Raw genomic sequence first — 21141 nt, 5'->3', positions numbered from 1 at the left:
ATAAAAGAGATATTCCAGCCACACCTTCCGGTACGGCTACCTTGTTACAACTTAGCCCCAGTCGCTGGTCTAACACTAAACAGCTCCTTTTACGGCCACTGTCTTCAAGCTCTACCAACTCCCATGGCTTGATGGGCGGTGTGTACAAGGTCCGAGAACGTATTCACCGCGTCATTGCTGATACGCGATTACTAGCGATTCCAACTTCATGAGGTCGAATTGCAGACCTCAATCCGAACTGAGACATGCTTTTGAGATTTGCATCTTGTTACCAAGTAGCTTCCCTTTGTACATGCCATTGTAGTACGTGTGTAGCCCTGGGCATAAAGGCCATGATGACTTGACCTCGTCCTCTCCTTCCTCCCGCTTACACGGGCAGTCTACTTAAAGTCCCCACCATTACGTGCTGGCAATTAAGTAAAAGGGTTTCGCTCGTTATAGGACTTAACCCAACACCTCACGGCACGAGCTGACGACAGCCATGCAGCACCTTGTATTCCGTCCCGAAGGAACCCTCAATTTCTCAAGGTAGCAAAATACATTCTAGCCCAGGTAAGGTTCCTCGCGTATTATCGAATTAAACCACATACTCCACCGCTTGTGCGGACCCCCGTCAATTCCTTTGAGTTTCACCCTTGCGAGTATACTCCCCAGGTGGATCACTTAACGCTTTCGCTTAGACACACATGACGCATCATGTATATCGAGTGATCATCGTTTACGGCGTGGACTACCAGGGTATCTAATCCTGTTTGCTCCCCACGCTTTCGTGCCTCAGCGTCAGTCAAAGACCAGTAAGCTGCCTACGCTATTGGTATTCCTTATGATATCTAAGCATTTCACTACTACACCATAAATTCTGCTTACCTCTTCTTAACTCAAGCCTAATAGTATCAATCGCAGTTCTAGCGTTAAGCACTAGGATTTCACAACTGACTTAATAAGCCGCCTACGCACCCTTTAAACCCAATAAAACCGGATAACGCTTGCACCTCCCGTATTACCGCGGCTGCTGGCACGGAATTAGCCGGTGCTTATTCTTACAGTACTCTCAAGAGCCCCCGCAGGGGCTTTTTTGCTCCTGTACAAAAGCAGTTTACAACTCAGAGAGCCTTCATCCTGCACGCGGCATGGCTGGTTCAGGCTTGCGCCCATTGACCAATATTCCCTACTGCTGCCTCCCGTAGGAGTCTGGCCCGTATCTCAGTGCCAGTGTGGGGGACCTTCCACTAAGAACCCCTACCCATCGTAGCCTTGGTGAGCCATTACCTCTCCAACTAGCTAATAGGACGCACGCTCATTTTACACCGCCTGAGCTTTCATCTTTCTAGCATGCGCTAGTAAGATTATATGGGGTATTAATTCCCGTTTCCGGAGGCTATTCCCCAGTGTAAAGTAGATTGCATGCGCATTACGCACCCGTCCGCCGGTCGCCGGCAACACCGAAGTGTCCCGCTGCCCCTCGACTTGCATGTATGAGGCCTGCCGCTAGCGTTCATCCTGAGCCAGGATCAAACTCTTCTTTCTATATTTATTAACGTTATCCCTAATTATGAAACCAGGAATGATTTTCTTGAGTCACACACTTCCCTCTCACTCATATCTAAATGAGCCTCTTACCTACATCTATTTCAAAGAACTTAAAAGCTAACCCAGAACCAAATTTGCCGCCTCTTAATTTAGCTGCTCACCCGTTCTGATCAACTCTGATACAAAGGTACATACTTTTTTTTAATTTGCAATAAATCTTTCAGAAATAAAGAAGTAAAAACTTTTGTTTTTTTATAAAACACTTAATAATCAATTAATTAACCTTATATTTTTTGGTAGAACCAGGTATAGCTGCATTGAACTACCCAAAGGTAAAATGGATATAGTACCATAAAAACAGTATGCGCACCACAATCATTTTTAGGGTTTCAGTAGGCTGATTATATGCATTTTTTTAACTTATTTTGGAAACAGCGATATGTTATAATCAAGCAACCATTTGTAAATTGGAAGCACACCACTCTAATGTAGAGTAGCTCAGTTAAGATTAAACAAAAAGCAAGGCGCGGGTTAAGTGAACACTTCCCCCAACCCTTCTATGACTTGGTTAACATAATGCTATTGTAGCAGACTATATTATTTATTACAACGAATACCTCTATGGCAAAGAATCTAGTTATTGTTGAATCACCTGCAAAAGCCAAAACAATTGAGCGCTACCTAGGCAGTAACTATCAAGTAGCCTCCTCGAATGGTCATATCAGAGACCTTATTAAGGGCAATAACGCTATTAACGTGGAGCAAGGATTTTTGCCTATCTATGAAATCACTCCTGGCAAGGAACGTGTGGTACAACACCTAAAAAAACTGGCCAGTAGTTCTGACTGTGTATATTTAGCTAGTGACGACGACCGAGAAGGAGAATCTATTTCGTGGCATTTAAAAGAAGCCCTTGAGTTAAAAGATGAACAAGTGCAACGAATTGTTTTTAGAGAAATTACCAAAATGGCTGTTTTAAACGCATTGAAACAGCCACGTACCATCGATTTAGCCTTAGTCGATTCACAGCAAGCCAGGCGTGTTTTAGATAGGCTAGTAGGCTATGACTTATCGCCATTATTATGGAAAAAGATTAAACCAGGCCTTTCTGCAGGCCGCGTGCAATCCGTTGCGGTCAGAATGGTGGTAGAACGAGAAAGGGCTATTGACCGTTTTGTGTCGACTGCTCATTTTGCTGTATCTGCTTTTTTTATTTTACCAACAGGGCAATTGTTAAAAGCAGATGGTGCAGAGAAGTTTAAAACAGAAGAAGAGGCCTTTTCATTTTTAGAAAAATGTAAAGAGGCCCTTTTCTCGATTCAAGCATTAGATACCAAAGCATTAAAACGCTCCCCCTCTCCCCCTTTTACCACTTCTACCTTACAACAAGAGGCCAGTAGAAAGCTGGGGTACTCAGTGAACCGCACGATGGTACTGGCGCAACAACTTTATGAAACAGGTAAAATTTCTTACATGCGAACAGACTCTGTCAATCTTTCTCAAGAAGCCATTCAAAACATCTCAGAAATGGTCTCAACAACGTATGGAGCCGCCTATTTCCAAGCCAGAAAATATGCCACCAAATCATCTACTGCACAAGAAGCCCATGAAGCGATACGGCCTACTGATTTTTCATTAAAGGTAGCTAGTAGCCATAAAGATGAGCAACGGTTATATGAACTCATTTGGCGTCGAGCTATGGCTTCTCAAATGGCTGATGCACAGATAGAAAAAACCATAGCAACCATTCAAATTTCTACAACAGACCAACTACTAATTGCAACAGGAGAGGTATTAAAGTTTGAAGGCTTTCTAAAGGCATATGTACGTGATCAAGTAGATGAAGAAGCATCCGATGAGGCCAAAGCGATGTTGCCTCCCCTCCACATAGGCCAACCACTCACTTTGGACAAAATGTTGGCCAGAGAACGGTTCACCAATCCACCTGCTCGGTATACTGAGGCCACTTTGGTAAGAGACTTAGAAGACAAAGAAATCGGGCGTCCATCTACCTATGCACCCATCATTGCTACTATTCAGAAAAGGGGATATGTGAAGTTGGAATCTCGTGAAGGGGTTCCGCGTGGCTATCGGTTATTAACATTACAAAACAACCTGGTTCATACAGAAAAATTAACTGAAATCGTTCGTGCAGAGAAACAAAAACTTTTCCCAACCGATATGGCAGCGGTAGTCAATGACTTTTTAGTCAAACACTTTTCTGATGTAACCGACTATAATTTTACCGCACAGGTAGAAAAAGAGCTGGACAAAATTGCACAAGGAACCAAGATCTGGAATCAGATGTTAAGTGAATTTTACAGTGGTTTTTATCCTAAAGTGCAATCTACTGCTGGCATAGATCGATCCATGGTCAACTATACCAGATTTTTAGGGAAAGACCCCGTAACCAATGCTTCTTTAGTGGCTCGATTGGGTAAATATGGCCCATTGGTTCAGTTGGGCATTGAAGCAGATGGCCGTGAGGAAGCGCCTCGTTTTGCAGGGCTACGGGGCAATCAACGTATGGAAACCATTACATTAGAAGAGGCCTTGGAACTTTTTAAACTACCACGTGTAGTGGGAACATTTGAAGCACTACCACTTGCCATTAACATAGGCAGGTTTGGCCCATATATTAAACATGGAAACCTATTTTATTCGATACCTAAAACAGATGATCCATTTACAATTAATGAACCGAGTGCAATAGCGATTATTGAAGCCAAACGGAAAGCAGATGCTGAAAAGTTGATCAAAGCTTTTCCTGTAGATCCAACCATACAGATTTTACATGGAAGATGGGGGCCATATATCAAACATGGTAAAAAACATGCTCGGATTCCCAAAGATGTTTCAGACCCTACCTTGCTCAGTTTAGAAGAATGTATAGGCATTGTAGAAAATAATTTAAAATCAAAAAAAAGTAAAAAAACACCATAGCCTGCCAATAAAACAGTAACTTTGTCTTTTTAATGAATAATATCTTATATTGAGCTGTGTAGTAAGGCAAGGTGACTGATTGATGCTCAGGACATGCAAAAATAAATTTTATTTTTTCCACTATGAGACGTAATAACAACCGTACAACGATAATTACATTTTTTTTTGTCCTATCGTTAAGTTTTATTAGCAGCAACTGGGAATTTGCCTATTCAAAAGTAAATTATGAATCGGTTACTGCAAAAATTTCACGCAACTACCTTAGGTCTTTTCCCATTGTTTCGCTCGCTTCTACGCTACCATCTTCTAAGGTAAAGCAAAAGGCTATTCTACAAACGGATAAGATTAAGCTAGCACAAAGTACACAACGTAAAGTTGTGTTGCGCACCATATTTTCTGACGTTGATGCCAACGTTGCAGCAGAAAGCAAGGGCATATTGAACGATAATGTTTGGACAGATTTAATGCTTTTTTGTGGTGGATCTACCAATCCAGCGCATCACTTCCTCTCTCGCATTAACAGAACTACTACAGTACTAGGCGAATGTGCATTGGCTACACTTTTAGTAACCCCAACTAGTGATATTACCACACTATCCAACCGCCAGCGTACATTGCAGGTATTATTGGAAGACCCAGCCTGTTTAGCAGCTTTAAAGCAATCTTTGGAAGCCTATCGAAACGTAGAGCAAAGTTTACTTTCTTTATGGACCTATACAGATCCCCTCTATACCCATGCATATAGAGATTACATGGCCAAACGGTTCCTTTCAACTAATCCTACTACAAATAAAATAGCCAATAAGCTTAATATGCGGATTTTTTTTAGGAACCTTCTAGACATATATGGAGAATTTGTTGCCCTTCCCTTAGTAGGTCTATTCTGGTGCGAAGCCAGCCACTGGATGACTTGCATTTCAAAAGGTGGTTGGATGGAAGGCAACAGACGCGATACCTATGCTCCCTTCCCCTTCTTTGTCCCGATTATGTCGATTGCCTCTGTGGTCAATGCTTATAATCATACTGATGGCAAGCCCTTGCTTTTACCTTTTTTAGGTGTAGCAGCCACGCATGCAGCAGCTATATGGCGAGGTTATTGCGGAATAAAAAGTTATCAAGAATATAGTGCTGTTTTTTGCAACCTGGCCAGCCGTATGCGGGATGTTCAAATTTTTATGAAGACCATTCAACAACTAAGCAATATTGTAGCAGCTCACCAGGAGTTAGAAACCCATTACGGCCCCTCCTTAAGCGCGATAAGGGAACTATTGGCCAAACGCAAGGAACCAACTGAAATAGGCGTTATGGTCAGTAACCTTTTGGATATGAAGTTAGATAATTGGTCTTATATTCGTAGCAATAGTGGAAAGCTATTGGCTACATACAACTTATTTATAGAACACAAAGATTGTTTAAAGCCTGCTATGTATGCATTGGGTCAATTAGACAGCTTTATGGGTATAGCTACTTTGGTAAGAGAAGCCAAAGAAGCTTTTCCAGCACACTGTTACACCTTCACTAAGTTCTTAGATCGCTCTAAACAAAAAACACCATGCATACAGCTAGAGGCTATGTGGAATCCCATGCTTAATCCTGCAACGGTTGTAGACAACGAGGTAGACCTAGATGCCACAAAGACCCGTAATATGATTCTTTGTGGGCCCAATGCAGGTGGAAAATCCTCTTTCATTTCTGGTGTGGCCAGTAGTATATTGCTCAGTCAAACATTTGGCATTGCAGCCGCTAAAAGCGCGGTTATTACCCCTTTTAATAAGATCAATACCTATATTGAGCTCAGAGACGATATTGCATGTGGTGCTTCTCTGTTCATGGTAGAGGTAGCACGTATGCAGCGTTACATCCATATGCTTGAGCAGTCTAAACCAGATGAGTTTATTTTTACCATTGCGGATGAACCTTTTGCCCGCACCAACCCAGTTGAAGCTAGTGCTGCAGCATACAGCATACTGGCTTCTATAGCCCAATACAACAATGCGCTACATATTGTTTCCACACATTATCCTATTTTAATGAGCCTAACCAATAAGTTTAAAGACAGAGGAATTAGAAATTTTAAAGTTTTTATAGATGAGGCAGCTAATGAAAAACTACACTATACCTACAAAGTGGTCCCAGGCGAAGCAGATCAAGCTATTGCTTTAAAGATACTTGCACAAGAGGGGTATGATCCAGCATTGTTGAAACAAGCAGAAGATATTGTTCAAAGCCCACAAAAGTGGCCTTTACTCAATTACCTTCAAGAGAAAAACAAAAAGAAGCGTTAAATACAGATGGTCTTAAAAAGTTCTTTGAAGGGCCTCAAGGATATAGCGTATGAATTGTTAAGCTATGCAGGTGACCATACCATATGGCTATTAGAGGGTCCTATGGGATCAGGTAAAACCACGTTAGTCAAGGAACTTTGTAGGGCTCTGCAAACAGTTCATACTGTGAATAGTCCCACCTTTTCAATTATCAATGAATATGCAACGATAAATCATACGACTATTTACCATGTTGATTGCTACCGGCTGGATCATATAGATGATGCAATTGCGTTAGATTTTGAAAGTTATTTTGCATCTGGCTGCTATTGCTTTATAGAGTGGCCCTCAAAAATTAAAGCCATTTTGCCTCTGCATTATTTTTTAATTACTATAGAAATAGAAACAGCTTCCAGTAGAACGTTGATTTGTACGCGATATTAATATGATTATCTTGTATATAGCTATATAAGTTGGGGGCTTGATTTTTATCCACTTCCTTACCAAGAAAAAAAAATACAAAACCCTGGACCATTGACTAACTGCCACAATTCATTATTACATTTTTTACGCAACTTTCTAGGTATGCCCTTCTTTCTAATTTGCTGAGCTGTTCGCTTCCACTTTTGAACCTTTGAGTTTAAAAGCAACTCATGATTATTATCCTTGCTATCTTTTCGAGTTTCCAATTTTTCAACATTTAATGATGCGCATGACTGTTTGGAACTAGTGCTTTGAGTAGGTTTTGAACCTATTAAAGACTTCCACCTTCTAATAGGTGATGATACCAGTTTTAAGTCAGGCTTTTTTCCAGAATTAGTGTCTTTATGATCTCTTTGAAGTGAGGGTTTCCATGTTTTAACACTATTTAATGATGCGCATGATTGTTTGGAACTAGTGCTTTGGGTAAATTTTGAATCTATTAAAGACTTCCACCTTCTAATAGGTGATGATACCAGTTTTAAGTCAGACTTTTTTTCCGAATTAGTGTCTTTATCATCTCTTTGAAGTGAGAGTTTCCATGTTTTAACACTATTTAATGATGCGCATGACTGTTTGGAACTAGTGCTTTGGGTAAATTTTGAATCTAAGTCAGACTTTTTTCGCGATGAGGATCTAAATGTTTTAACACTTGAGGGCTGATTGAAATCATCCTCCGCTTTTTGAATTAGCCCACATCTTCTTTCCTCAAATTGCTTTACTTTATCCCAAAGCGATACAACAGGAGGTGAAGCACTACATCTACTTTCAGATTTGAAAAACATTTGTAGTTTCTTAGGAAAATACCTAGAAAACCTGTTAGAAGAAGTTAAAACTGAATTGCTAGATTGATGTATAATAGGACTTATACGTATAAATGCATAATCACAATCAGCTCTTTGAAGCAATTTGGGATCGGGACTATAGCTTGATACTACTACACCATACACCGGTTTATTATGGTTGATAGGGTTGATACGGATTAATTGCTCAGCATGCCATATATGCTCTGAACACATAAAGTTGTTCAGTTTATTTATTGGGTTATAATTATTAAATACAATACAAATGGCATCTATCTGCTCCTTAGTCAACCCAATTCCATGTGATAACACAATAGGAATAAAATCAGGGTATTCTATAGAAGTATAAATGATAACTTTATAGTTTGCTTGTAGGAAATGATGCATCAACTCTTTAAAACCATTAGGATCATATAAATTATCCCTCATTCCCTTTAATGACTCTTCATCTATATGGCCTACATCTATTCTAGGATAAAGCGTATCTAAAGGTCTAAAATTATGATCAAGAACCTTTATATACCCATCAGATATAATCAAATAATCAGCATTATATCTATTACTCAAGCTATTCAAACCATGCATAGATGTTTTCAGATATTTTATCATGGCTTTTTCTAAGCCTTCCCTTCCTTTTTGAAATAAACGAGCAAATTCAACACAGCATAATTTTAGATATTCCTGTTGTAGGTGATTAACTACTTCAATACTGCTACCATCTTGATCTGTTGAGAGACGATTTATAGGTAACCCTCTACGCAACATAACGCATTGCATAAACTGAGTGATACCTATCAACAAAAAAACAAACCCTTTTATATATTCTCTACACATTAGCTAGACCAGTTTAAAGATGAAAATTAGGTTAGCCCAAATGAAAGCCACCCCTTGCTAGGAAATATGAAATAAATTATACAAAAGCAAAAATGGACGTATTTAAACAATCTGTATAATGAAAATTATACCATCAACCTATCACAACAGCCTCATTTTATGTAAAAAAAGCATCTGTCCTTGCGATGGCGCGGGCTTAAGAGATAAATATTATTGACTATTAAATAGAACAGCATTTTTTACATGGAGTATTGGTATACGCAGCACTTATAGCCACCGATAAAAGATTTGGCGCGCAGTAAAGGCAATGAAACTATTGTTCAGCGGGAAAAAGATATCAATTCAGCTATTTACTATAGGGCCAGACTTTTTAGCGAAGGAGATAAGGGGCGCAGCCATAGGCGTGAATAGATACAAAAAAATACTTTTATGTTTAATAAACAGCAATATTTATGTATTAAATTGACGATATTGAGTGCACACTTCCAGTTGAACAGATAGGTGTAACACAATTCCTTGATTCCTTTGCAAAAAATGCTTATAATTGGGGTCCTAATATGCATTAGGAGATTACAATCATTATATATATGACTATAGATATAGATTTTATTTCACTAAATAAAACAGATTTTTTAAAAAAATTTGATTGGAACAAGCACCCTTGGTTTGATCACTCTTCTGATTAATTTTATATTTAACCCTGATTATTAGCATAATAATTTATCCCACACCTATATCGTACAATATACCCTTATTTTCTCTGTTGGTATAGTTGAATCTAGTTATTTATTTACATTTTTATGAGCGTTCTTAATATTCCTCTGCTGATGGTAGGGGGTTTTTTGTTGTTAACCTTAGGTATTGGTGTTTTCTTTACCAGAATTTCGACTTCGTTTCGAGAATATGTTCTGGGGGATCAAGCATTGAATACGGCACCTTTGATTGGTACGTTATTGGCGTTAATCTATGGAGGAGGAAGATTAATGATTGGTGTAGAGCAGATCCATAATTTTGGGATTTTATGGGTGATTTTCATGCTTTTGAGCAGTTTTTTACCCTACTGGGTCATCAGTTGGCTGGCTTTACATATGAGGCCATTTATGCGCAACCTATCTATGTCAGAGAGTATCAGCCGTGTATATGGCCAGTATCCCAGAATTGTGGCAAGCCTATCCAATATTTGTTTTTCCATTGTAACCATTGCCATTCAAGTTAATGTGATGTCCCGATCTATTGGTATGTGCATAGATTGGGTGCATCCCAGTATGATCACGCTGTTTGTTAGCTTAATTTTGTTTTTCTATTCCCGTATCGGGGGTATTCGCATCATTACTTTTACAGATATCACACAAACCTTTGTCTTTTTTCTGATCATTCCATTTCTAGCTTTCTCGATATTTGAGGCAACTGGCAAGCCAGAAATCCTCGCTTTTTCAGCCACACAAGAAAATTTTCAGTTTGATAAGTTGTTTCAGGTTGAACCCAAAAAATTGACTATTTTGACACTTTTCCTCTCTAGTCTAGTGGCCGGTATCAATCCTCCGACTATACAGAAAATTTATATGTCGGCCAATTGTTTGCAGGCCAGTATGGTTTTCTTCTTTGCTAGTTTTTTAAGTTTGTTTGTAAGTTTTTTTATAATCTTACTTGGACTTTATACTTATGTAGCTGCTCCCGATTTATTGGTAGAAGGAGTTTGGAGTTATATAATGGCCCATATTTCGCCCATCTGTAAAGGGTTTGTGGTTATGAGTTTGTTAACGATGGCTATGTCTACAGCTGATGCTTACCTAAATAGCTGTTCGGTTATGTTTAGTAATGATATCGTGTGTAGTATTATGAATAAAAAGTCGGTGCCTTACCATCGTCAGCTTCGATGGGCTAGGCTAACTGCTTTATGTATAGGTATCATTACGATCCTACTCAGTTTATACTGCAGCGATTTGTTTGTCTTGTTACAGTTGCGTTTTGATTGCTTCATACCAATCGTAACGGCTCCTTTTATCTTAGCAGTTTTAGGGTTTAGAGGTAGCTCACGTAGTGCGTTGATAGGCATGGCTACAGGGATGTTGACTATTTTGGCTTGGAATAAATGGATAGAGCCAGTTACCGCTATGAATGGTGCTTTTATGGCTATGTTGGCCAATGGACTCGTTATGGTGGTGGTCCATTATTTGCTTCCTAAAGGAAAAAAATAAAGGCAAGGTGGTAGTTGTGAATATTACAGCGGGCTTGCGACTATTTCAAATACTGCTTTTGTCCTCTGGGTTACTTTAAAACGTTCATCTATTCGGTGGCCTACTACCCATATGATCTGATCATTACTGGTAACCACTGGTATCTTCTGTTTAATGGCCATTGGTATTTTAAGATCGATCAATAAATCGCTAACTTTTTTACGCCCTTGCATGCCAATGGGATGGAAAACATCTCCAGCTTTCCATGGACGTATGATTAGTGGAAACTGTAACCTATGGTAATCAAATGCACCGATCATTGCTGTTTTTTTGAGCACATAGTCGGCGCTATCGTAAACTTGAATAGCTAAAACGTGGCCGCCATATATGATGGATCGTCTGGTATCCGAAATGGTTGCTTGGTGAAGACATGAGCTACTTTTTTTGATAATCAGCCAATTTTTTCTATCTACATAGAGCGTATAGTCTGTTGTATCGATCCGTTTTCCACTATTCATAGGGGCTGTGATCAGCTTTTTAATTTGCTGAAAGGTAAAGCCATAAGGGCGCAATAGCTCAAATGCGATAGTAGCAGCCCATGGCTGATGGATGATCCGGTGGATGGCTAGGTAATGGATGCCATCTTTAAAAGTGCTTAGCTCTTTTTTAATCTGAGCCAGATGATGGTCAAAGAAGGCACCTGTCTCTTTTAATTTTGTAGCTGTTTCCCACGTAGTTGCTTCAAAGTTTGGATTGACTTGATGCAAAAGGGGAATGATTTTGTTACGTATAAAATTTCTTTGATAGTGGTTGCATCTATTGGAGCTGTCTTCATGCCAATGGAGTTTTTCTTGTTGTGCGTAATCTATTATTGCCTTTTTTCTAGCAAACAACAAAGGGCGTATAACCTGTCCATATATGGGTTGTATACCATAAAACCCCTTAATACCTGTTCCTTTAATAAAGTTTAATAGAATCGTTTCAGTAGCATCATCCCAGTGGTGTGCAGTGGCGATGCGATGCCATCCCTCTTGTTGCAGCAGCTTATGGAAAAATTGATAGCGCAAGCTTCTAGCAGCCATTTGTATGGAAATTTTTTGGCTGGATGCAAAGGTGGCAGTATCAAATCGGGTACTATAAAAAGGCACCTGATAGGATGCCGCTAACTCTTCTACAAATGCGGTTGCAGCCTCTGCTTCTGCACCACGTAGGTTGAAATTACAATGGGCTATGGCAAAAGGCAGGCCTGCTTTTTTAAAAAGATGCGCCAGTACCACAGAATCTACGCCACCGCTGACCGCTAAAAGGGTGGTTTGGTCGCTATCTGCAATCAACTGATGGCGTTGTAGAAAGGATAAAAAAGATGTTAACATTGGTGTAAAGTAAGGAATTTGTATGTTACCTTTGGCTTGATAAAGAAGTATGCCATATAAGTTCCTTATAGTTGCTAAATTATATGTAAATTTATTCTAAATTTAATGAATATGCATCCTGTTCTAGCTATTCAAAGTAGTATGAGATTATTTTTAATTTGTTATATAAAAGCATATGGCAGAGTTCATTAGGATGCCTAAAATGAGTGATACCATGCAGCAAGGTATCATAAGCCGTTGGGTAAAGCAGGTGGGAGATAAGGTGGCGGCCGGGGATATACTTGCTGAAGTAGAGACTGACAAGGCTACTATGGAGTTGGAAGCCTATGATGATGGTACACTGCTCTATATAGGTGTAGCTGAAAAATCAGCGGTACAGGTGCATGATATTATTGCTATTATAGGAGAAGCGGGAGAAGATATTAATGCTTTGCTGGCCAGTATTGCTTCTGCAAGTGGGGCTGCTGATTCGGCTGTTTCTACTGATTCTGTAGATGAGGTTGCTGGTCCGGGTGCTGCTATAAATGAGGCTACCGGTGCTGCTGTCGCACTGCCACCTGCTGAGCCGCTTCCCTCTTCAGATCGGTTTTTTGCTTCGCCACTAGCAAAAAAAATAGCTAAGGAAAAAGGATATGACCTCACGCAGATTCAAGGTTCTGGTGAAGCAGGACGGGTGGTTAAAAAGGATGTGATGCAATTTGTTCCCAGTCCTTTGGATCAAACTTGGATGGGTGGACAGCCTACTGGACCATCGCATCAAGATTTCTCTATTTCTGCTATGCGTCAGACCATAGCCAATGTGCTGACAGACAGCAAAATGAATATTCCACATTTCTACTTAACCATTGGCATCAATATGAATAAAGCTGTTGCATTACGTGCAGAGCTGAACCACCATACAGAGACCAAAATTTCCATTAATGATATGATTATTAAAGCTACTGCTTTAGCCCTCACCCAACATCCCAAACTAAATGCTGCATGGTTAATCGATAAGATTAGACAGTATCAACATGTTCATATCGGTATCGCAGTAGCGGTAGAAGAAGGTTTAGTCGTGCCTGTTGTTCGTTTTGCAGACCAAAAACCACTCGTATCCATTAGTAAAGAAGTCAAAAGACTATCTGACCAATCCCAAAAGCTAACTGCTAAAGATTATATAGGGGCTACCTTTACCATTTCCAATCTAGGTATGTTGGGTATAACCTCTTTTTCCGCTATTATCAACCCACCAGCGGCTTGTATTTTAGCGGTTGGTGCGGTGCAGCAAATACCTATTGTTCAAGACAATCAAATTATTCCTGCGCATATGTTACAAGTTACCTTATCTTGTGACCATCGTGTTGTAGATGGCGCAGTAGGGGCATCCTTTTTGTCCACTTTAAAAGCGTTGTTGGAAGAACCACTGCGTCTATTGTTATAAACCTTTAGCCCATACCAATTATATGACCCAAGTGAAGTCGACCACTGTTTTAGCGATGATCCATCATGGAGAAGTAGTCATTGGTGCAGATGGCCAGGCTACATTTGGCCATACTGTTGCCAAGCAGCATGTTAAGAAGGTAAGAAAGCTTTTTGGCGGAAAGATTTTAGCCGGTTTTGCTGGTTCTACAGCTGATGCATTTACCTTGTTAGAGCGCTTTGAAGAAAAGCTGCAAAGCTATCATGGCAACATGAAACGGTCAGCCATTGAATTGGCTAAGGATTGGCGTACAGATCGCATGCTCAAGCGGTTAGAAGCGATGTTAATAGTAGCCAATCGAGAAGCATTGTTAATCGTTAGTGGTACAGGTGATGTATTGGAACCAGATTATCCCTTAGCAGCTATTGGATCTGGCAGCATGTATGCACAATCTGCTGCCATAGCTTTGATGAAACATGCGCCTCATTTAACCGCTATGGAAATGGTTCGAGAAAGCTTGACCATAACAGCAGATACTTGTATTTATACCAACCACAATTTTGTATTTGAAACTTTGCAAAATCAGGATGATGTAACCGTCTGATGCGCTCAGCTTATAAAAAAATGGATTTACCAAAAAATTTGTATACAGCTTCCATTGTATGCCATTATTTTCCTGACTTATCACCCACTCAAATAGCTCTTTTTGACCGTTTAGGTGCTATATATGCCGATTGGAATGCCACCATCAATTTGATATCTCGCAAAGATATAGACCATCTTTACCTCCACCATGTCTTGCATTCCTTGGCTATTGCTAAGGTTATTACTTTTACTGCCCATACTAGGATTTTAGATTTTGGCACAGGAGGAGGCTTCCCTGGTATTCCTTTGGCCATCGCCTTGCCAGAGGTGGATTTTCATTTAGTGGATGCTACATTAAAAAAGATACAAGCAGTAGAAGCAATCGCAGACACACTTGGATTAAAGAATATTAGGGTTTCTTGGGCAAGGGGAGAACGCATAAAAGGAGTCTATGATTTTATAGTGGGCAGGGGCGTTACCAATCTAAACTTGTTTTATAGTTGGGTAAAAGATAAAATAGCTCTAAAAAGTAAAAATAGTTTGCCTAATGGCATCCTCTATCTCAAGGGAGCGCCATTTGAGACCCTTCCATTATCTATGGATCTATATCCAATCAAGCGGTATTTTACCGAGCCCTTTTTTAGAGAAAAGTATTTGGTGCATGCTTATGGTATGTAAATGTATCTCACCTAAAAGAAAACTTTATGCCTGCAGCTGTCTCTTGTACAGCTGCTTCTCCACATAAACAATCTGTTTCATCACCTACCAATGACTGGTAGATTAGATCCGCAATGGTTGCCATACCTTCCAACTTATCTGGAAGGGGCGCCGTAACATAGAGTCGTGATTCGGCCCTTGTAAAAGCTACATAGAGTAAATTGAGGCTATCTAGATGTATTTGCATCTGCTCTAGGTAATAGTCTTTTGCATAATGGGTTTCTTTTAAATCTGTGCCATAGCTGATGGGCCATATAGGGAAATATGCGGGTTGTGGATGGTGTACGCTCCATAATATGGGACCATTCTGTGCTGAATGGTCCAACCCCCAACTACAAAAGGGCATGATGACTACCTTAAATGCCAATCCTTTAGATTGATGAATGGTCATTACCTTGATCACATCTTCCTGATCACTTGTGGGTAACTTTATCGCTCGACCTTTTTTTTCCCACCAAACTAAAAATGCCTCTATAGAAGGAGATTCTGTAAGAAAAAAATTTAAAACTACACTCTGAAAAAAAGCCAACACATCGCCAAAGTCATGCGGAATTTCAAATAAACAGGCAATCAATAACTCCACACAGGTATAGACAGATAGCTGTTTTAAAAAATCCTTTTGGGCCCAAAATGACCCAGGAAAGCGCTTTTGTATCCCACCATCTACGGCTGCACAATATCTAGCATGGTGCCCCATAGCGGATGGGTAACAACTATCATATGCCTCTATCCAGGCAACTGTATTGATCAGATCATCTTCATTGCTAAGATAGTATAATGCATGTATCAATACCTTTATGGCTATATGGCTGCCTAAAGAATGGGCCTGGTCCGATACTACCTTATAGGGGACAGCAGTATGCAAACTGGTTAGCAAAATAGCTTCGCTATTATTCCGAACCAATACAACGATATCCTTTGCTGGAATGGCCGCTTTTGCCAACTGTTCTAGTGTAGATATAAAGGCTTTTTGTGCATTTATTTTCCAATCAGTAGGATGGTTTGCTGTTGTATCAGAACGGAGCAAAAATAGTTCTACACAACCTCCTTTCTTAGGATTGGTTTGTTGTGCTACGTCGTCATAGGCCCGTCGCATTTGGGCCAACTCATAGGGCAGTGGATCCATAGCGGGAACATTAGATGCGAGATAATCAACCAGTTGACCTGCAGCTCTCTTAAAGAAATAATTGTTAAATAACACAATAACTTCACAACTTCGCCTATTGGTTGTTAAACCATGCAGGGTGCTTTCTTTAAAGGTTGCTGCCACTTGATGGTTCAAAAGCTTCCAATTACTTCCACGCCAACGGTAAATAGATTGTTTGACATCTCCTACTAATAAACTAGAATAGCCTTCTGCAAGGCTATTGCGTAATAATGGCTGAATATTCATCCATTGAAAAAGAGAAAGGTCTTGAAATTCATCTATGAGAAAATGATGAAATTGATGGCCTATTTTTTCATATAGATAGGGTGTATCGTTTCCCTGAATGGCTTGATACAGTAAGGCGGCAATATCTGACATAAACAAAAGATGCTTTCTAGATCTATATTGCGCCAATCCTATAAGCAATGCGCCAATCATACCAAAGGCATAAGTAAAACGGCTTCCCACGATAGCAGTTCTGTAGGCTAAGCCCTCTGCTTCATATAAGGTTACCGCCTCCATCAGCAAAGGATGGAGTAAATGCGCTACTACCTTAGCGATATGGCCGGATGTATTGGTTTTTTGTTTGGGATACCAACTGGTCAGATCGCTGCTTCCTATAACAGCCCGTTTGGTCGGTCTCAAATCTTTTTTGCTGGCTAATTTTAAAAAATAGCCTATTACTCCTTTGGTACCATAGGTAAAATCTGCTGGTGTAAGGCCCTCCTGTTGGACTATATTTAAAGCAGTTTGGCCTATTGCCTGCATCCTTTCTTCAAAGGAGCGCACCACTGCTTGTGTTTCTAATAAGCAGTGGGGCCATGCCTCCTGCAAAACGGTTAATAGTGCGCTTTCATGTAGCTTAAAGGATTCATCAAAAAGCGCTTTACCCAACTCCTGAATGTGACTTTTGATATTCCAATTTTTACCAGCCAATAGTTTGGTAAGTGCAAAATCCACCATCCACTGTTGAAGCAGTGGATCATCCAAGGTAGTCAATGTATCTACGGTTTCTTGCAAAGCGAGTGGTTCATCCATTTCAATAGCAAAATGGTGCTGTAATCCCATCTCTTTAGAAAAGGATTGAATGATCTTATAAAAGAAACTATCGATGGTGACTACTGACAAATCGCCATACTGATAGACCATCATGGATAGTACTTCCTTGCTGCGCAGCTGTAGTTGCTCAGGTGTCCATCCTGCTTGGCATAGCGTTTCTTGTAAATCAGTTGCTTCCCCAATGGATAGGCTGTGTAAATAGTCCAGCATCCGCTGTTTCATTTCTTGGGTTGCACGATTGGTAAAGGTTACCGCCAAGATATGCTTAAAAGCATCTGGATAACGTAAGGCCCATTGAATATAACGGGTTACCAATATATGGGTTTTGCCAGAACCTGCAGAAGCACGATAGATCAATAACTCAGCCATAAGATACATTGGTTAGCCCTACGCTTTGCTCATCGGAACATCTACATAACGCAAAGTAGTGAGCTGAACCTTTCTAGAATAAACCAATTTACATGAAAAACCATACTCTAACAGTCGGTTGCTAAAATCGTAATAGGGCCTCAAAACAACTTGAAGCGTTATACCTGATTGGAGCACCCAATCCCTATATATAGATAAAAATAAAAGACTTCTGATAGGTTCATAGTAGATCGCCTTATGATTTTCTATACGCATAGATTGATAGAGCAGATGGCCCATATTTTCAGAAGAAAAATGATATCCATACCAATAACTCAGTGATACGCCCAGAAAATTCATGCGCCAGTCGATCGTATGCAGTTGCCCCCACCCTGCTTTAAAAGGTCGATCTATTTCTTTTACATATTTATTGAATAATAGATAACTAGCCCCGTAAATGGGGCCGCTAAAGCTATTGGGCAAACGCAAGGAAAGACCACCCGCACCACACCATAGACTATAATCTTTTACCGAAATGCCCTGGCCACCTAAATGATAAACAGCTAGTTGAAAGGGTATGGTACAGCTTATCTTTTGGCTTGAATGGTCCTGGCACCATGCTCCATCCAAATACAATGTAAAAGTTTCTGGTTGGTTATCTTGCTTAGCTAGTAACGTGCGCCAATTGAGCCAACCTGATAGATAGCTTTTATGTTTTGCTAGTTTAAAATGGAATCCCTCCATAAAAGGCTTACGTCTTACATAGAGGGGCTCTAATAAGGTAGGAGGATAGTCTTGTAGATCAAAAATACCCAATACACAACTAGTTTGTTTGTGGCTATAATAGATGGATAGCGCAGGCCTAATACCAAACCATGGTTGCATATGGCCAAAGTGTTTCTCCCAGATGAGCCCCAAGTTAAGCCCTATCTCTTCAGCCATTAAAAAGGTTAAACCAGGCAGAAAATGAAACCCAAACAAGGTCTCCCCTTCCATAATTTTATTGAAATACTCTGTATTGTCTATAAAGCTCTGGCCATTTATGGTGCACAGCAGCTTAGCTGAATAGTTGCTGGCTAAGGGAGGTGGCTCGCTACCATCACAAATAGCTGATGGTTTACTATATGCAAAAAGGGGCAAGAAAGAAACAAGCCCCAGAAGCAATAACCTTAGGTATGCAAACCATGCTTTTTGACCCAGCAAAAAATGCATCACCATGCCCTATTGTAACGAACGCATGCCATCAAACTGAAGCCTACACATATTTGCATAGAGCGGGCTAATCTTTAAAAGCGTCTCATGGGATCCACTTGCGATTATTTTACCACCATTAAATACCAGCACCCGATCCATCGCAGCCAAAACCGCCAATCTATGCGCAATCACAATAGTTGTTTTATTAGCCATAATCCTAGAGAGGCTTTCTTGAATTTCAGTTTCAGTAACAGCATCTAATGCAGAAGTCGCCTCATCTAATATTAAAATAGGGGCATCTTTTAATACAGCACGTGCAATAGCAATGCGTTGGCGCTGTCCACCTGAAAGCTTTGATCCTCTTTCACCCACCAATGTATGATATCCTTGTGCCAAACCCATAATAAAGCTATGACAGTTTGCCTTTTTGGCAGCGGCAACAACTTCCTCATCGGTTGCATTTTTGCGACCATAACGAATATTTTCTAAAATACTATCATGGAAAAGCACCGTGTCTTGAGGTATAAGGGAAATAGCCGCACGCAATGATTCTTGCGTAACAGTGGATATATCTTGACCATCAATGGTAATCACCCCTTTATTCAAATCAAAAAACCTTAACAATAGATTAATAAAAGTAGTTTTACCACTACCAGATAAGCCAACCAAACCTACCTTTTCACCAGCTGCTATATCAATGCTTTGATCTTCAAATATAGGCTTATCGGGCACATAAGCAAAGGAGACATCTTTAAAGGCAATAGAGGCAGATTGGCAGGTAAGCACAGCCGCATCAGGGGCATCCAAAACAGCATGTTGTCTTTGTAATAATTTTAAAGCCTGTTGGCAATAGCCAACTTCTTCAAAAAAATCAGGAAACTCTGCCACAGAAACCCAAACCAAGTTGCAAATATTATTGCCCGCATAAAAAATGTAGGTGACTTCAGAAATAGAAAGCTTACCAAGCTGCCAATAATAGATCATATAAGCAAGCATGCCTACACCCATAAAGCCAATAGAAAGACCACTAATGATAAAATGGAGCTGCATAATAAGCTTTAAAGCTGATTCATGTGCACGTTTTTCTCTTGCTTGTGGAACCAATAAATGGGTGGTTTCTTGATTTTTTCGTGCAAAAAGCTTAATGCTTAAGATATTGGTAAAGCCATCTACAATGCTTCCAGATAAACGACTACCTTTTTCTGCATGCATTGCTACACGATGACGACACTTTTTTGAATAGACAAGATAAGTGGTCGTATGCAATATCAACCAAGCCATTAACATCGCACCAAAAGTAGGCTGTATATAGGCAAAAGAAAAGACACCCGCCAACATGGTGCAAAATGTAGGCAAAAATGATGAAATGATAATCATCATGATCTGACTGATGCCATCTGTTAAGTCGTTGACCCGTTTTACCAAATCACCAGAAAAATGCTCTGTAAAAAACTGATAAGAATGACCTTGCAGATACTGTACAATCCAGATACGTATTTTTGCCTCAAAAGCAGGAATCGTCCTAAGCTTCATGTAGTCAAATAAACGAAAAAAAAGCTCTATGAGGACAATTACACCCAATAAAGCGATCAGTGGACAACCCAGCTTGATCCAAACAGCTGTTCTATCGTCGGCTAATGCTGTAAGTTGTGTGACCAATACCTTAAAGGCATAAGGAACTACTAAATTATCCAACACAAAGCACATGCGCAAACAAGCCATAGCAAGGAAATGCCATTTGTATTGGCCTACAAAGTGCCAGATAAAAGTTTTTAGATTTTTAGTAATGGATTGCATGAGTGGAAAAGTGTAAAGAGGCTACACAATTACATTAAGGTAAATATCTATCTAGGGATGCCTGAATTTGGCTAATCGGTACATTGCCAACCAAACGATCTACTTGTTGACCTTCATGAAAAAACAACATAGTAGGTATGGTAGTAATGAAATACTTAGAAGGTGCTTGGCTATTTTCGCTGATATTCAGCTTAGTGACATATACTTTCCCTTTATACAGAGCAGCAATCTGCTCTATAACGGGAGCAAGCTTTAAGCAAGGCCCACACCAAGGTGCCCAAAAGTCTACCAAAACAAGTTTATGCTGGCCAATAGCCTCATCAAACTGCACATCTGTAATCTCTATAACGTTTTGATCCATAGTTTAAAATAGTTTTATACCAAACATTAGCCTTTTCGCGAAACTGCTACCGCTACCAAAAGCCTAAGCGTTTTTCCACAGAAGGCCATACCCCGGAAGTTTGATTGAAAATTTCAAGCACCCTCCC

13 protein-coding genes and 1 rRNA gene are annotated in these 21141 nt (G+C 40.0%); 7 read left to right on the top strand and 7 right to left on the bottom strand.

Annotation, left to right across the window (positions count from 1 at the left end; all coding sequences use genetic code 11):
- Nucleotides 1-2 precede the first annotated feature (2 nt).
- A 16S ribosomal RNA gene (locus tag AAHM81_RS03515) occupies nucleotides 3-1527 on the bottom strand.
- Nucleotides 1528-2151: 624 nt separating this feature from the next.
- On the opposite strand from AAHM81_RS03515, the gene topA reads away from it, so the two are divergent.
- The 3 genes from topA to tsaE all read left to right on the top strand — a co-directional run bounded on the left by topA (nucleotide 2152) and on the right by tsaE (nucleotide 7181).
- Nucleotides 2152-4473: a type I DNA topoisomerase gene (gene topA, locus AAHM81_RS03510; protein ID WP_342265124.1), complete on the top strand. Its 2322-nt coding sequence runs from the start codon at nucleotides 2152-2154 to the stop codon at nucleotides 4471-4473.
- A gap of 122 nt (nucleotides 4474-4595) precedes the next feature.
- Nucleotides 4596-6758, top strand: a complete 2163-nt coding sequence (locus AAHM81_RS03505; RefSeq protein ID WP_342265123.1) for a MutS-related protein — start codon at nucleotides 4596-4598, stop codon at nucleotides 6756-6758.
- Between the two features lie 6 nt (nucleotides 6759-6764).
- On the top strand, nucleotides 6765-7181 hold the full coding sequence (gene tsaE / locus AAHM81_RS03500) for a tRNA (adenosine(37)-N6)-threonylcarbamoyltransferase complex ATPase subunit type 1 TsaE (protein ID WP_342265122.1): 417 nt from the start codon (nucleotides 6765-6767) through the stop codon (nucleotides 7179-7181).
- Between the two features lie 56 nt (nucleotides 7182-7237).
- Here tsaE and AAHM81_RS03495 read toward each other — a convergent pair whose 3' ends face one another.
- Entirely contained in the window at nucleotides 7238-8785 is a 1548-nt protein-coding gene (locus AAHM81_RS03495; protein ID WP_342265121.1) for a hypothetical protein, read from the bottom strand.
- Between the two features lie 869 nt (nucleotides 8786-9654).
- Here AAHM81_RS03495 and AAHM81_RS03490 point away from each other — a divergent pair.
- Nucleotides 9655-11052 carry a sodium:solute symporter family protein gene (locus AAHM81_RS03490; protein WP_342265120.1) on the top strand — a complete coding sequence of 466 codons (1398 nt, stop codon included), beginning with the start codon at nucleotides 9655-9657 and terminating at the stop codon, nucleotides 11050-11052.
- 23 nt (nucleotides 11053-11075) lie between these two features.
- Here the strand turns inward: AAHM81_RS03490 and tilS are convergent, their stop codons facing one another.
- Nucleotides 11076-12404, bottom strand: a complete 1329-nt coding sequence (tilS, locus tag AAHM81_RS03485; protein WP_342265119.1) for a tRNA lysidine(34) synthetase TilS — start codon at nucleotides 12402-12404, stop codon at nucleotides 11076-11078.
- Between the two features lie 175 nt (nucleotides 12405-12579).
- Here tilS and AAHM81_RS03480 point away from each other — a divergent pair, with 175 nt between their 5' ends.
- Genes AAHM81_RS03480 through rsmG form a run of 3 tightly spaced genes read left to right on the top strand, consistent with a single transcriptional unit; the run spans nucleotide 12580 to nucleotide 15069 of the window.
- On the top strand, nucleotides 12580-13827 hold the full coding sequence (locus AAHM81_RS03480) for a dihydrolipoamide acetyltransferase family protein (protein ID WP_342265118.1): 1248 nt from the start codon (nucleotides 12580-12582) through the stop codon (nucleotides 13825-13827).
- A 22-nt stretch (nucleotides 13828-13849) separates the two neighbouring features.
- The gene (hslV, locus tag AAHM81_RS03475) at nucleotides 13850-14410 is read left to right on the top strand and encodes an ATP-dependent protease subunit HslV (protein WP_342265117.1); all 561 of its coding nucleotides are present in this window, start codon (nucleotides 13850-13852) and stop codon (nucleotides 14408-14410) included.
- 20 nt (nucleotides 14411-14430) lie between these two features.
- Nucleotides 14431-15069, top strand: coding sequence for a 16S rRNA (guanine(527)-N(7))-methyltransferase RsmG (gene rsmG, locus AAHM81_RS03470; RefSeq protein ID WP_342265116.1), 639 nt, complete (start codon nucleotides 14431-14433; stop codon nucleotides 15067-15069).
- A gap of 7 nt (nucleotides 15070-15076) precedes the next feature.
- On the opposite strand, the gene AAHM81_RS03465 is transcribed toward rsmG, so the two are convergent.
- The 4 genes from AAHM81_RS03465 to trxA are packed head-to-tail and all read right to left on the bottom strand — an operon-like array spanning nucleotide 15077 to nucleotide 21014.
- On the bottom strand, nucleotides 15077-17683 hold the full coding sequence (locus tag AAHM81_RS03465; RefSeq protein ID WP_342265115.1) for a UvrD-helicase domain-containing protein: 2607 nt from the start codon (nucleotides 17681-17683) through the stop codon (nucleotides 15077-15079).
- An 18-nt stretch (nucleotides 17684-17701) separates the two neighbouring features.
- Nucleotides 17702-18880: a hypothetical protein gene (locus AAHM81_RS03460; protein WP_342265114.1), complete on the bottom strand. Its 1179-nt coding sequence runs from the start codon at nucleotides 18878-18880 to the stop codon at nucleotides 17702-17704.
- A gap of 3 nt (nucleotides 18881-18883) precedes the next feature.
- Nucleotides 18884-20653, bottom strand: a complete 1770-nt coding sequence (locus AAHM81_RS03455; RefSeq protein ID WP_342265113.1) for an ABC transporter ATP-binding protein — start codon at nucleotides 20651-20653, stop codon at nucleotides 18884-18886.
- A gap of 34 nt (nucleotides 20654-20687) precedes the next feature.
- A complete protein-coding gene (trxA, locus tag AAHM81_RS03450) occupies nucleotides 20688-21014 on the bottom strand; it encodes a thioredoxin (protein WP_342265112.1) in 327 nt (108 codons plus the stop codon).
- Nucleotides 21015-21141 lie beyond the last annotated feature (127 nt).

Origin of the sequence: Cardinium endosymbiont of Philonthus spinipes (assembly GCF_964030745.1) — a bacterium.
GTDB lineage: Bacteria > Bacteroidota > Bacteroidia > Cytophagales > Amoebophilaceae > Cardinium.
The sequence above is the reverse complement of the archived record's forward strand: the minus strand, read 5'-3'. Positions and strand labels throughout refer to the sequence as shown.

Coding starts and splice junctions, on each gene's coding strand:
- topA (WP_342265124.1), top strand. CDS start 2,152: ATGGCAAAGAATCTAGTTATTGTTGAATCACCTGCAAAAGCCAAAACA.
- AAHM81_RS03505 (WP_342265123.1), top strand. CDS start 4,596: ATGAGACGTAATAACAACCGTACAACGATAATTACATTTTTTTTTGTC.
- tsaE (WP_342265122.1), top strand. CDS start 6,765: ATGGTCTTAAAAAGTTCTTTGAAGGGCCTCAAGGATATAGCGTATGAA.
- AAHM81_RS03495 (WP_342265121.1), bottom strand. CDS start 8,785: ATGTTGCGTAGAGGGTTACCTATAAATCGTCTCTCAACAGATCAAGAT.
- AAHM81_RS03490 (WP_342265120.1), top strand. CDS start 9,655: ATGAGCGTTCTTAATATTCCTCTGCTGATGGTAGGGGGTTTTTTGTTG.
- tilS (WP_342265119.1), bottom strand. CDS start 12,404: ATGTTAACATCTTTTTTATCCTTTCTACAACGCCATCAGTTGATTGCA.
- AAHM81_RS03480 (WP_342265118.1), top strand. CDS start 12,580: ATGGCAGAGTTCATTAGGATGCCTAAAATGAGTGATACCATGCAGCAA.
- hslV (WP_342265117.1), top strand. CDS start 13,850: ATGACCCAAGTGAAGTCGACCACTGTTTTAGCGATGATCCATCATGGA.
- rsmG (WP_342265116.1), top strand. CDS start 14,431: ATGGATTTACCAAAAAATTTGTATACAGCTTCCATTGTATGCCATTAT.
- AAHM81_RS03465 (WP_342265115.1), bottom strand. CDS start 17,683: ATGGCTGAGTTATTGATCTATCGTGCTTCTGCAGGTTCTGGCAAAACC.
- AAHM81_RS03460 (WP_342265114.1), bottom strand. CDS start 18,880: ATGGTGATGCATTTTTTGCTGGGTCAAAAAGCATGGTTTGCATACCTA.
- AAHM81_RS03455 (WP_342265113.1), bottom strand. CDS start 20,653: ATGCAATCCATTACTAAAAATCTAAAAACTTTTATCTGGCACTTTGTA.
- trxA (WP_342265112.1), bottom strand. CDS start 21,014: ATGGATCAAAACGTTATAGAGATTACAGATGTGCAGTTTGATGAGGCT.